Genomic DNA, 11,310 nt, shown 5'->3' with positions numbered 1-11,310 from the left:
TCCGGCATCGCCCACCTCCACAACATCATTCTGCTCGGGTGACACCGCAACCGTTGACCGGCAACGCCATCACCGAGTTACGAGACATCCCTTAGTCACCGATGATCGGGGATTCACGTTGTGCAGATCGGGGGTTCTCCGCCCGCCCGGTCGGCCCGGGTCAGCCGGCCAGGGTGGCGTACCGGCCGGCGCGGGCCAGCAGCGTCTCGTGGGTGCCGGACTCGACGATCCGGCCGTGGTCGAGCACCGCGATCTGGTCGGCGTGGCGCACCGTGGACAGCCGGTGCGCGATGGTGATCACCGTGCGTCCCTCGGCGAGGGTGTCGAAGGCCCGTTGGACGGCGCGTTCGGTCTCGGTGTCCAGCGCGCTGGTCGCCTCGTCGAGCACCAACACCCGGGGGTCGCGCAGCAGCGTACGGGCGATGGCCAGGCGCTGCTTCTCGCCACCGGAGAAGCGGTGGCCCCGGGAACCGACGACCGTGTCGTACCCGTCGGGCAGGGCGGCGATCAGGTCGTGGATCTGCGCGGCGCGGGCGGCGTCGGCCAACTGGGCGTCGGTGGCGTCGGGGCGCGCGTACCGCAGATTTTCCCGGATGGTGGTGTGCAGCAGGTAGGTCTCCTGGCTGACCACGCCCACGACGGCGGCCAGGTCGGTCAGCCGCAGGTCGCGCAGGTCGACACCGTCGATGGTGATCCGGCCGGCGTCCGGGTCGTGCAGCCGGCTGACCAGGGCCGCGAGGGTGCTCTTGCCGGAGCCGGTCTCGCCGACCAGGGCGAGGCTGGTGCCCGCCGGGACGTCCAGGCTGATGCCGGCGACGGCGGCGGTGTCGCTGCCCGGGTAGCTGAAGGTGACGTCCTCGACGCGCAGGTGCCCGCGCACCCGGGTCGGGTCGATGGTCACCGGCCGGGCCGGGTCGTCCACCTCCACCGGCAGGTCGAGGTACTCGAAGATCCGGGCGAACAGCGCCAGCGAGGCGGTCAGCGTGACACCCACGTTGAGCAGCCCCATCAGCGGCCGGAACAGCCCGCCCTGCAGGGCGGTGAAGGCGACCAGGGTGCCGATGCTGAGCGTGCCGGCGGTACCGGGCAGCCCCGCGCCGAGGTAGATCACCGCCGGGATGGCGGCGAAGATGATCGTCATGGTGGCCATCCGCCAGCGGCCGGCCAGCTCCGAGCGCAGCTCCAGATCGACCAGGCGGGCCGAGCTGCTGGTGAACCGGTCGATCAGTGCGTCACCCGCGCCGAGGGTCTTGCTGAGCTGCACGCCGCTGATCGACAGCCCCTCCTCGATGGTGACGTTGAGGTCGGCCAGCTCCTGCTGACGCTGGGCGGTGATCTCACGGCGCATCGCGGCGACCCGGCGGGTGAGCCAGATGGCCGGCGGCAGCACCACCAATGAGACCAGGGTGAGCCGCCAGGACAGCGCCACCATGGCGACCAGGGTGGCGACCACCGTGGTCAGGTTGGACGCGATCGAGGTGGCGGTGGAGGTGACCACCGTCTGCATGCCGCCGATGTCGTTGGTGATCCGCGACTGCACCTCGCCGGTGCGGGTGCGGGTGAAGAACGCGATCGACTGCCGGTGCAGGTGGGCGAAGACGTCGGTGCGCAGCCGGTGCATCACCAGCTGCCCGACCCGGGTGGAGATCCAGGTCTGCGCCACGCCGAGCACGGCGGTCACCGCCGCGACGGCGATCATGCCGACGACCAGCCAGACCAGCAGGGTCAGGTCGCGCTCGGGCAGCGCCCGGTCGATCACCGCCCGCAGCAGGAACGGCGAGGCCATCGCGACCATCGACGACACCACGATGATCGCGGTGACCACAGCCAGTTGACCACGGTACGCGGTGAACAGCCGGCCGATGCGGCGCAGCGAGACGGCACGGGCCTGGGTCTTCTCGGCGGCACTGGCGGTCCGGGGGGCGCCGCCGCGGCCCTCCCGGTGGGTCTGGGTGGTGTCCAAGGGGGTCCTTCTTCCGTTCGGGGTTGTCCGCGGGGGTGGAGGTTCACGCTCTGCGGCGCGGTGCGCTCGGCACAGCGGGCGAACCGGTGTTCCGTTCAGGTCCAGTTACTGAGGTTACCTCATCATGAGGTAGCAACAGTGAACACTGCTACCGTATTCCGGTGACCGGTGCGACATCCGACCCCCTGGCCGACCCGCCCGCAGGCGTTCCGGTGGAGCCGTCGGCCGAGCCGGTCGGGGAGAGCCTCGCCGAGTTGTTCTGGGCGGTGGCCCGTCGGCTGCGCCACCAGTCCCGACGTACCCTCGAACCCTGGGACGTCAACCCCGGACACGCCCGCGCCCTCGCGGTGCTCACCCGGCACGGGGCGATGCGGCTCAGCGCCCTCGCCGAGCACCTGCACATCGCCCCCCGCTCCACCACCGAGGTCGTCGACGGCCTGGAGGAACGCGGGCTCGTCGCGCGCCGCACCGACCCAGCCGACCGGCGGGCGACCCTGGTCGCGCCGACCGACGAGGGTACGCGGGTAGGCGCGGCCATCCGGACGGCCCGCGCGGCCGAAGCGGAGCGCTTCTTCGGCCACCTCTCCCCCACCGACCACGCCGACCTCACCCGCATCCTGCGCACCCTGCGCGACTGAGCCCACCCCGGCCCGGCGGCACCTCGACAGCCACACCGGCCCGACATGCCCGGACGCGGGAGCGGGTGGGTGGGCGTAGCGGCGGGTGGGTGGGGTATGCGCGGGCGGTGCGGGTGGTGGTGGTCGGTGGGGGTTTCTCGGGGCTCGCCGCTGCGGCGGTGTTGTGCCGGGGTGGGGCACGGGTGCTGGTGCTGGAGGCGCGGGAACGGGTCGGGGGGCGGGTGGCGACCCGGCGGCTGGACGACGGCACGGCGCTGGACCTGGGCGCGCAGTGGATCGGCCCGACCCAGGAACGGATGGCCGCCCTGGTGGCCGAGCACGGGCTGACCACGTTCCCGTCGGCCGCGTACGGGAGGCCGGTGGTGCGCTGGGACGGTCGGCTGCAGGAGACACCGCCGGAGTCGGTCCGGCAGACGGTCAACCTGCTCGACGACTTCGCCGCCGAGGTGGACCCGGCAGCCCCGTGGCGGGCGGCGCGGGCGGACGAGTGGGACCGGCTCACCCTCGGCGGCTGGTTGGCCACGGTCACGCCCGATCCGGTGACGGCCCGGTACGTGGGTCGGCTGATCGCCGGTGGGTTGCTGGCGGCGGACCCGGACGAGGTGTCGCTGTTGCAGGTGCTCTTCTACCTGCGCAGCGGCGGTGGGAGCGGGTTGCTGCTGGGGATGGCCGGGGGCGCCCAGCAGGATCGGATCGTGGGCGGGCCGGCCCTGCTGGCGCAGCGGATGGCGGCGGCGCTGCCCCCGGGGACGGTACGGTCCGGGGCACCGGTGCGGGCGATCCACCAGGACGGGCACCCGGTGGTGGCGTACACCGATGACGGGGCGTACCCGGCGGAGGCGGTGGTGGTGGCGGTGGCCCCGGCGCTGGCGGGCCGGATCGCGTACTCGCCGGCGCTGCCGGCCCTGCGCGACGCGTTGACCCAGCGGATGCCGATGGGGTCGGCGTTGAAGCTGCACGCGGTCTACCCGACGCCGTTCTGGCGGGCCGACGGGTGTTCCGGGGTGACCACGTCGACCGACGGGCCGCTGACCGAGACGGTGGACAACTCGACGCCGGGTTCGACGCGTGGGGTACTGACCGCGTTCAGCTACGGCCGGCAGGCCCGGGAGCTGCGCCGGCTGTCGCCGGGCCGGCGACGGGCGGCGGTGCTGGCCGCGCTGGTGGGGTTGGTCGGCCCGGCCGCCGCCGAGCCTGACGACCTCGTCGAGTACGACTGGTCGGCCGACGAGTGGACCCGGGGCTGCTTCTGCGGGGCGTTGACCCCCGGCTCGTGGCGGGACCACGGTCCCGAGCTGCGCCGGCCGGCGGGGCGGGTGTACTGGGCGGGCACCGAGACGGCGACCCGGTGGGCCGGCTACCTGGAGGGCGCGGTGCTGGCCGGCGAGCGGGCGGCGGCCGAGGTCCTCGCCCACTACGCCGCCTGACCCGGGACCAGTCGACCCGCCCACCTCTCGACCGTCGGGCAGACCGCGCGACCCGGGCCCGGTGGATCCGCTCGCACCGCGATTGTCGGGCGGGTGGACGGTAGCGCCACGTGCAGAAATAGATAATCTTGATTCAGTCTATTGAAACCTATCTCCGGCCGTGACCTAATACCTGACAGTTCCTTTCGTCGCTCCCGCCGTAACCACGCGGCATCCCCCAGGGAGGAAAGATGAACCGTCTCCGTGCGGTCACGGGCGCGCTGCTGGCGGCCGTCACCATGGTCGCCGCCACCACCCTCGGCATCGTCACCCCGGCCACCGCCACCCCGGCCGGCCTGCCCGGCATGGACGTCTCCAGCTACCAGGGCAACGTCAACTGGTCCGCCGCCTGGAACAACGGCGCCCGGTTCGCCTACGTGAAGGCCACCGAGGGCACGTACTACACCAACCCGTACTTCGCCCAGCAGTACAACGGGTCGTACACCGTCGGGATGATCCGGGGTTCGTACCATTTCGCCCGGCCGGACACCACGACCGGCGCGACCCAGGCCAACTACTTCGTCGACCACGGTGGCGGCTGGTCGAAGGACGGCCGGACGCTGCCCGGCGCGCTCGACATCGAGTACAACCCCTACGGCGCGACCTGTTACGGGCTGAGCCAGAGCGCGATGCGCAACTGGATCGCGTCCTTCGTCAACCAGTACTACGCCCGCACCGGGCGCTGGGCGACGATCTACACCACCACCGACTGGTGGACCACCTGCACCGGCAACTACAGCGGCTTCGCCGCCACCAACCCACTCTGGCTCGCCCGGTACGCCGGCACGGTGGGCACCCTGCCGGCCGGCTGGGCCACGTACTCCTTCTGGCAGTGGGCGTCGTCGGGCACCTTCCCGGGCGACCAGAACGTCTGGAACGGCACCCTCGACCGGCTCCGGGTGCTGGCCTGCAACGGCCCCTGCTGACCCGACCGGAGCGCCGCAGCCGCCCGGTCGGCCCGGCAACGACCCCCGGCCACCCCGGAGTCGTCGCAATGGTCGACCGGCCGGCACCTCCCCCACCCCCTGAGGAGCCCGCCATGTCCGTACCCGTGTCCCGGCGCAGCGTGCTGCGCGGCGCGGTCCTGCTCGGCACCGCCGGGGCGCTCGCGCCGAACCCGTTCGGCGGATCCGCCGCGAGCGCCGCCGCCGTGGGCCACTCCGCCGTCGACCCGGCCCTGACCACCGCCAGCGCCCTGACCCACGGCAGCGCCCTGACCACCGGCAGCACGTCGGCCGACGGCCGGGTCGTCCTCGGTCGGGTCGACCAGCCGGTGATCGCCAACTGCGCCACCTGGGGGGCCCGGCCGCCGTCCTCGCCGGTGAGCGTGGTCGGCAGCCGGCCCAACAAGATCATCGTGCATCACACGGCGTTCCCGAACTCGACCGACTACAGCCTGGCCCACGCGTACGCCAACTCGCGGGAGATCCAGGACCTGCACATGGACGGCAACGGCTGGCTGGACTCCGGGCAGCACTTCACCAACAGCCGGGGCGGCCAGCTCACCGAGGGCCGGCACGGCAGCCTGTACGCGCTGCTGCACGGGCAGACGATGGTGCAGGGCGCGCACTGCGTGGGGCAGAACAGCCAGGCCATCGGCATCGAGAACGACGGGATCTACGTCGACGTGCAGCCGCCGCAGGCACTCTGGGACAGCCTGGTGGTGTTCTGCGCGTTCACCTGCCAGCAGTACGCCATCCCGGCGAGCCAGATCTACGGCCACAAGGACTTCGCCAGCACCCAGTGCCCGGGTCTGCTGCACGACCGGTTGCCCGAACTGCGCTCCGCCGTCGCCGCTCGACTGGGTTGATTGCTTATATAAGCCATGCCTGATACAAAGGGGACCGTGCACGCCTTCGACGTCCTCGGCGACCCGGTACGCCGGCGCATCCTCGAACTGCTCGCGCAGGGCGAACGGAGCGCCGGTGGGGTCTGCGCGGTCATCCAGGAGGAGTTCGGGATCACCCAGCCCGCCGTCTCGCAGCACCTCAAGGTGCTGCGGGACAACGGGTTCGCCACGGTCCGCCCGCAGGGCGCCCGTCGGCTCTACGCGGTCGACCCCGCTCCGCTGCGGGAGGTCGACAGGTGGCTGGAGGGATTCCGCCGGTTCTGGACGCCGGCCCTGGACGCCCTGGCCACCGAGATCGCCCGGGGTCGGCGCGAACGGCGGGCGCACACCACGACGGACGACCCGACCGAGCACCGGAGCACCTCATGATCGAGACCAGCCACCAGATCAGCGCCGTACGACGCACCGTGGGCAGCCGCACCCTGGAGGCGGGTGAGGCACGGGTGCTGACCATCAGCCAGACGTACCCGACGACGCTGGACGACCTCTGGGACGCCTGCACCAGCGCCGAACGCATCCCGCGCTGGTTCCTGCCGATCTCAGGCGACCTGCGGCTGCACGGTCGCTACCAGTTCGAGGGCAACGCCGGGGGCGTGGTGCAGCGCTGCGACCCGCCGAAGAGCTTCGCCGCCACCTGGGAGATGGGCGACGAGACCAGCTGGATCGAGGTCCACCTGACCCCGGAGGGCGACGAGCGGACCCGGTTCACCCTGGAACACGTCGCCCACGTCGACGACGTCCGGTGGACCGAGTACGGCCCCGGCGCGGTCGGCGTCGGCTGGGACTCCGGCCTGCTCGGCCTCGCCAGCCACCTCGACGCCGACGGTGGAGGCGTCACCCCCGACCAGGCCGCCGAATGGATCGGCTCGGCGGACGGGCGACGCTTCATGACGCTCAGCGGCGAGGCGTGGGCCGAGGCCGACATCGCCGGCGGCACCGACCTGCAGGCCGCCCGGGCCGCCGCCGCCCGGACCATCGCCGCGTACACCGGCACGCCGCCGGCCTGACCCCGGGGGCCCGCACCGGGTCCGGGCGAAACCCGGGCGCGGGTTGTCGGTGCCGGCAGGGACACTGTGCGGCATGTCGATGCGCCGCGCCGAAGACGTCCTCGCCCTGCACCGCGCCGGGCACCGGGTGCGCTACCTCTGCTTCTGGGGACACCAGCCGCAGCGGGACGGCACCGTCGGCCGCGGCTGCCTGAGCCAGTGGTGGCCGGCGGCGTTCACCGTCGACGGGCGGCGCTTCGCCACCGCCGAGCACTGGATGATGTGGCGCAAGGCGCTGCTGTTCGACGACGCCGACGCCGGGGAGCGGGTGCTCGCCGCCGGCCACCCGCAGCAGGCCAAGGGGGTCGGCCGCCAGGTCCGCGGGTTCGACCAGGCGGTGTGGGAGGCCGAGCGGTACGCCGTCGTGCTGGCCGGCAGCCTGGCCAAGTTCGGCCAGCACGCCGACCTGCGGGCGTACCTGCTGGGCACCGGGGACCGGGTGCTGGTGGAGGCCAGCCCGGTCGACCGGGTGTGGGGGGTCGGGCTGGCCCCCGACGACCCGCGCGCCGAGGACCCGGCCCGCTGGCGTGGGCTCAACCTGCTCGGGTTCGCCCTGATGGAGGCCCGGGAGATCCTGCGCGACGACCGGCCGACCGACCCCGGGCCGACGGCGGACCTGCCCTGAGCGGGGTGGCCCGGGGGCGGTAACGTGCGGCGGCATGACCGTCCTGCCGTACGCGCACTGCCACTACTGCGGGGCGGCCTACCCGCCGGACGCCGACTGGCCCCGGCTCTGCCCGGCCTGCGGCCAGACGGTGTGGCGCAACCCCACCCCGGTCGCGGTCGCGCTGCTGCCGGTACGGACCGACGCCGGGCTCGGCCTGGTGGTGGTGCGCCGGGACATCGAACCGGCCCGGGGCCAGCTCGCCCTGCCCGGCGGGTTCGTCGAGTACGGCGAGGAGTGGTCCGAGGCGCTGGTCCGGGAGCTGCGGGAGGAGACGGGGCTGGTCGACGAGGCGCAGCGGGCCCGGTTGTTCGCGGTGCACGGCGCCCCGCACGGCGGCACCATGATGATCTTCGGGGTGCTGCCGGAGCGGCCGGCCGCACAGCTCCCCCCGTCGACGCCGACCGAGGAGGCCACCGAGTGGCTGGTCCTCACCGAGCCGGTCGAGCTGGCCTTCTCGACCCACACCCGGGTGCTGGCCGACTTCCTCGCCGGCCGGCACTGACCCCGCCGCGCCCGGCCGGCGCGGACCCGCCGCAGGTGCCGGACCCGCCGGACGCGCCGTGGTCAGACCCGGGCGGGCTGCGGGGCGAACGGGACGCTCGGCGTCGGGTCGGGGGCCGGCTCACCGGCGGGATGCCGCCACAGGCCCCGGGCCCGCAGGATCGGCAGCACCCCCTCACCGATCCAGTACGCCTCCTCCAGGTGCGGGTGGCCGGAGAGGATGAACTCGTCGATGCCGAGCGCGTGGTACTCGGCGATCCGGTCGGCGACCTCGGTGTGGCTGCCCACCAGGGCGGTGCCGGCCCCGCCCCGGACCAGCCCCACTCCGGCCCAGAGGTTCGGGGCGACCTCCAGCCCGTCGCGGCTACCGCCGTGCAGGGCCAGCATCCGGCGCTGCCCCTCGGACTCGCTGCGCCGCAGCCCCTCCTGGGCGGCCCGGATGTCGGCCTCGTCGATGCCGTCGAGCAGCCGGCCGGCCTGCGCCCAGGCCGCCTCGGCGGTGTCCCGGGCGATGACGTGCAGCCGGATACCGAAGCGCGGCGACCGGCCGGCGGCGACCGCCAGGGCGCGGATGTGGTCGAGCTTGCCGGCCACCTGGGCGGGCGGCTCACCCCAGGTCAGGTAGACGTCGCTGTGCCGGGCGGCGACCGGGCCGGCGGCGGTGGACGAGCCACCGAAGTAGACGGGGGGCACCGGGTCGGGCAGCCGGGCCAGCCGGGCGCCCTCGACGCGCAGGTGTTCCCCGACGTGGTCGACGGTCTCCCCCCGCCACAGTGACCGCACGACGTGCAGGAACTCGTCGGTGCGGGCGTACCGGGCGTCCTTGTCGAGGAAGTCGCCGTAGGCGCGTTGCTCGGCGGACTCCCCGCCGGTGACCACGTTGAGCAGCAGCCGGCCGCCGGACAGGCGCTGGAAGGTGGCGGCCATCTGGGCGGCGAGGGTGGGTGAGAGCAGGCCGGGGCGGAACGCCACCAGGAACTTCAGCCGTTCGGTGACCTCGGCGAGCATCGCGGTGGCCAGCCAGGCGTCCTCGCACCAGGCCCCGGTCGGGGTGAGCGCGCCGACGAAGCCGAGTTGCTCGGCGCTGCGGGCGATCTGCCCGAGATAGGCGACGGTGGCGGGGCGGGCCCCACCGGCGGTGCCGACCGCGACGCCGTGACCACCGCCGACGATGTCGCGGCTGTCGCCGTAGGTGGGCAGGAACCAGTGGAAGGTCAGCGGCATCGGGGGTCCTCCTGAGGGATGGGACGACAACCAGGACAGGCTACCCATAAAACCTATCGGTTTGGTAGGTTACTGCCCGCCGCCGACCTGCGGCGTCGCGAGCACATCGTCCACTCCCGAGGAGCCGACATGTCCACCCCGCCGAGGAACCTGCGCCGGCTGGCCACCACCCTGTTCACCGCCCTGTCCCTGGTCGCCGTCGGCGGGGTCAGCGGCTGCACCGACGACGCCGACGCCCAGGCCGGCAGCGGCCCGCTGCGCATCGGCTACCAGCGCTTCGGCGGGCTGAGCCTGGTCAAGGCCCGCAACGCTGCCCCGGACGCGCAGTGGTCGCTGTTCGAGAGCGGCCCCGCCCTGACCGAGGCGCTCAAGGCCGGCGCGATCGACATCGGACAGGTCGGCGAGGCACCCCCGATCTTCGCCGCCGCCGCGAAGATCCCCTTCTCGGTGGTCGGCACCTCCGCCCCGATCCCCCAGGGCGAGGCGGTGCTGGTCAAGGAGAGCAGCGGCCTGAAGACCTTCGCCGACCTGCGCGGCCGGACGGTGGCGCTGAACAAGGGCAGCAACGTGCACTGGCTGCTGGTCCGGCTGCTGGCGGCCAACAACATGACGCTGAAGGACATCACCGTCAAGTACCTCAAGCCGGCCGAGGGACGGCCCGCGTTCGACAACGGCCAGATCGACGCCTGGATCATCTGGGACCCGTACTTCGCCCTCGCCGAGCAGCCCGGGGTGAAGGTCCTCGCCGACGCCACCGGCCTGGCCAGCAACCGGGAGTACGTGCTGGCCTCACCCGAGGTGGTCCGGGACCGCACCGACGACGTCCGCGCCTTCCTCACCACGTACCGGAAGGTCACCGACTGGGGGATCGCCAACCCGGCCGAACGCGCCACGGTGCTCGCCCCCGAGCTGAAGATCCCGCTGGACGTCACCACCCGGGCCCTGGCCCGCAGCGCCCGCCCGCTGGCCCCGGTCACCCCTGCCGTCGGCACCGAACTCCAGGCCATCGCGGACGGCTTCACCACCCTCGAGCTCGTCCCCGGCCCGGTCGACATCGCCGGTCGGGTGGACGACCGGTTCAGCGCGGTGTTCCAGTGAGCAGCACCGTGCTGGTCAGCGCGCCACCGGCCGCCGTCGCGGCACCACCCGACGCCGGCCCGCGACGACGTGCCGGCCTGCGCTGGCGGCGACTGGTCAGCCCGGTCGTGCTCGTCGCCGGGTGGGAGGCCGCCGCCCACGCCGGACTGCTCGCCCCGGAGAAACTGCCCGCGCCGAGCCGGGTGCTCGCCACCGGCGTACGACTGGCCGGCGACGGCACCCTCGGCGTCCACCTGCTCGACTCCCTCACCCGGGCCGGCGTCGGGTTGCTCCTCGGCGGGCTGCTGGCGCTGGTCCTCGGCGTCGCCGCCGGGCTGCTCCGCCTCGGCGACGACCTGGTCGACCCGCCGGTGCAGATGGCCCGGATGCTGCCCCACCTGGGACTCGTCCCGCTGCTGATCATCTGGGTGGGGATCGGCGAGTCGCTGAAGGTAACCCTGGTCGCACTCGGGGTGTTCTTTCCGATCTACTTCAACACCTACGCTGGCATCCGGGACATCGACGAACGGCTCGTCGAGGCAGCCCGCACCTGCGGCCTCGGGCCCGCCGCCCGGCTGCGGCACGTGGTGCTGCCCGGGGCGCTGCCGTCGCTGTTCCTCGGGCTGCGACTGGCGATCGGGGCGGCCTGGCTCAGCCTCGTCGTCGGCGAACAGATCAACGCCCAGACCGGCATCGGCTTTCTGATGATGGAGGCCCGGGAGTTCAGCCAGACCGACGTGGTGGTGCTCGGCCTGGTCGTCTACGCGCTGCTCGGCCTGCTGTCCGACCTCGCCCTACGGATCCTGGAGAGGAGGACCCTGACGTGGCGACGCGGCCTGCGCGCGACCTGACCGGCCCGGCCGGCGACGCGGACGGGGC

At 73.3% G+C, this 11,310-nt stretch carries 12 protein-coding genes; 10 read left to right on the top strand and 2 right to left on the bottom strand.

The features are described from left to right. Positions 1 to 160 precede the first annotated feature (160 nt). Positions 161 to 1,963 (bottom strand): ABC transporter ATP-binding protein, encoded by a 1,803-nt coding sequence (locus AB0C22_RS09625; protein WP_219462523.1) that lies wholly within the window; start codon positions 1,961 to 1,963, stop codon positions 161 to 163. A gap of 212 nt (positions 1,964 to 2,175) precedes the next feature. Between AB0C22_RS09625 and AB0C22_RS09620 the strand changes: the two genes are divergently transcribed. From AB0C22_RS09620 to AB0C22_RS09585, 8 genes are all read left to right on the top strand, one after another. After that, positions 2,176 to 2,601 carry a MarR family transcriptional regulator gene (locus AB0C22_RS09620; protein WP_219470050.1) on the top strand — a complete coding sequence of 142 codons (426 nt, stop codon included), beginning with the start codon at positions 2,176 to 2,178 and terminating at the stop codon, positions 2,599 to 2,601. 89 nt (positions 2,602 to 2,690) lie between these two features. Further along, positions 2,691 to 4,028, top strand: a complete 1,338-nt coding sequence (locus tag AB0C22_RS09615; RefSeq protein WP_357534460.1) for an FAD-dependent oxidoreductase — start codon at positions 2,691 to 2,693, stop codon at positions 4,026 to 4,028. A gap of 230 nt (positions 4,029 to 4,258) precedes the next feature. Then, entirely contained in the window at positions 4,259 to 4,993 is a 735-nt protein-coding gene (locus tag AB0C22_RS09610; protein ID WP_357534458.1) for a lysozyme, read from the top strand. 113 nt (positions 4,994 to 5,106) lie between these two features. After that, positions 5,107 to 5,877: a peptidoglycan recognition family protein gene (locus AB0C22_RS09605; RefSeq protein ID WP_255597603.1), complete on the top strand. Its 771-nt coding sequence runs from the start codon at positions 5,107 to 5,109 to the stop codon at positions 5,875 to 5,877. Between the two features lie 36 nt (positions 5,878 to 5,913). Further along, positions 5,914 to 6,285, top strand: coding sequence for a metalloregulator ArsR/SmtB family transcription factor (locus tag AB0C22_RS09600; protein ID WP_204922997.1), 372 nt, complete (start codon positions 5,914 to 5,916; stop codon positions 6,283 to 6,285). Beyond that, complete coding sequence (locus AB0C22_RS09595; protein WP_357534456.1) at positions 6,282 to 6,923, top strand: SRPBCC family protein; 642 nt, start codon at positions 6,282 to 6,284, stop codon at positions 6,921 to 6,923. Before AB0C22_RS09600 ends, AB0C22_RS09595 begins: the two co-directional genes overlap by 4 nt. 73 nt (positions 6,924 to 6,996) lie before the next feature. After that, the gene (locus AB0C22_RS09590; protein ID WP_357534454.1) at positions 6,997 to 7,587 is read left to right on the top strand and encodes an NADAR family protein; all 591 of its coding nucleotides are present in this window, start codon (positions 6,997 to 6,999) and stop codon (positions 7,585 to 7,587) included. 34 nt (positions 7,588 to 7,621) lie between these two features. Continuing rightward, entirely contained in the window at positions 7,622 to 8,131 is a 510-nt protein-coding gene (locus tag AB0C22_RS09585) for an NUDIX domain-containing protein (RefSeq protein WP_357534453.1), read from the top strand. A 62-nt stretch (positions 8,132 to 8,193) separates the two neighbouring features. On the opposite strand, the gene AB0C22_RS09580 is transcribed toward AB0C22_RS09585, so the two are convergent. Then, entirely contained in the window at positions 8,194 to 9,354 is a 1,161-nt protein-coding gene (locus AB0C22_RS09580) for an LLM class flavin-dependent oxidoreductase (protein ID WP_357534451.1), read from the bottom strand. 129 nt (positions 9,355 to 9,483) lie between these two features. On the opposite strand from AB0C22_RS09580, the gene AB0C22_RS09575 reads away from it, so the two are divergent. Beyond that, positions 9,484 to 10,452: an aliphatic sulfonate ABC transporter substrate-binding protein gene (locus tag AB0C22_RS09575; protein WP_219462533.1), complete on the top strand. Its 969-nt coding sequence runs from the start codon at positions 9,484 to 9,486 to the stop codon at positions 10,450 to 10,452. Next, positions 10,449 to 11,282 (top strand): ABC transporter permease, encoded by an 834-nt coding sequence (locus AB0C22_RS09570; RefSeq protein WP_219462557.1) that lies wholly within the window; start codon positions 10,449 to 10,451, stop codon positions 11,280 to 11,282. Before AB0C22_RS09575 ends, AB0C22_RS09570 begins: the two co-directional genes overlap by 4 nt. The last annotated feature ends 28 nt before the right edge of the window (positions 11,283 to 11,310 follow it).

Source organism: Micromonospora sp. NPDC048894 (assembly GCF_040649765.1).
Taxonomy (GTDB): Bacteria; Actinomycetota; Actinomycetes; order Mycobacteriales; family Micromonosporaceae; genus Micromonospora; species Micromonospora antibiotica.
This window is presented reverse-complemented; position numbering and strand designations above follow the sequence as displayed.